General features: G+C 34.7%; 1 protein-coding gene. It reads left to right on the plus strand.

What is annotated here, in order from left to right:
* Positions 1-113: 113 nt before the first annotated feature.
* Complete coding sequence (locus ACFVSN_RS45200; RefSeq protein ID WP_387959342.1) at positions 114-977, plus strand: hypothetical protein; 864 nt, start codon at positions 114-116, stop codon at positions 975-977.
* Positions 978-1,141: the final 164 nt, after the last annotated feature.

Raw genomic sequence — 1,141 nt, forward strand, 5'->3', positions numbered from 1 at the left:
GCGTCCACCTCCGGCACGGTGCGGCGTGTGGTCGCACCGTGCCGGAGGGCATGAGTTGTCAATGATATTGAGACGTCCTTGGGGGGAGAAATTTGAAAAATAAACTTGAAAAATTGCTTCTTGAAAAGGGTTTATGTGAATTTCATATTAAGGAAATGAAGGAAACCAAAAATATAAGTGAGTATCCATATGAATTGTATTATGATGAAGTCGGAAACAGCGAAAAACTATATCGGGATGTTCCGTTAAAAAAAATTAAGAGTTTAGGATTCAGGGGAACCAGTGGTGTGTCTTGGTTTGATCACGCGTGTTATAACGGTACAGATAATATTGACATTGGCCGATGTGAAAAAGCTTTTGAATTCTTGAAAAAACAAAGTCTAGAAGAATTTCACACTTATTATCAACACTCACCAGTGAAATTGGTTCATTATGAAGATGATGACTTTTATGCTGTTTACGGTGATGGAACACACCGTACAATTTGGGCCAAGATAACAGGAGCTCCAACAATTTATGCTCAAGTAACTAGAGCAAGAAAGAATCCTTCCTTATATAAATCATACTTAAGATTTAAAGAATTAGAATCACAGATTAATAGGTATTTTAAGGAGAATGACCTTAGCTGGGGAGTTAAAAAAAGTCAACACTATTCAGAAATCCTTTACAAAGGTATGCCAGTAACACTCTATTCTATAGATCCGCCTTACTCATTTAAGCGATCTTCCTACAGTCTCAATGATCAAAAGTTGGATACATGGAATAAGGAATTAAATGAATTTATGATTGAGTTTGAAGAGAGTTTACGCTATAGGAAAATCTTTCGCAATGTTATGAAGATTACGCCCGGAAAATTAGAGCACAAACTTTTTTCTTTTATTGAAAAGATAAGTGAAAGTTGGTCTGCAGCTAATGGAAAGGCAAGAATTATAAAACAAGGATTCGATATGTATTGTATCGATAAACAAATCATTTAAGTTACTTTAAAATATGTACAACAGCATGAGGGATGACGAAGAAACTAAAGGAGAAGTGATGAAAAAGTTAATAATTTTATGTTTGGGTATTATCGGGGTATTTCTTATAGTTCAGTGTAGTAAATTTAACAACAATACAGAAGTTTATGTGGATACTCAATTAG

Source organism: Kitasatospora sp. NPDC057904 (assembly GCF_042887925.1).
GTDB lineage: Bacteria > Actinomycetota > Actinomycetes > Streptomycetales > Streptomycetaceae > Kitasatospora.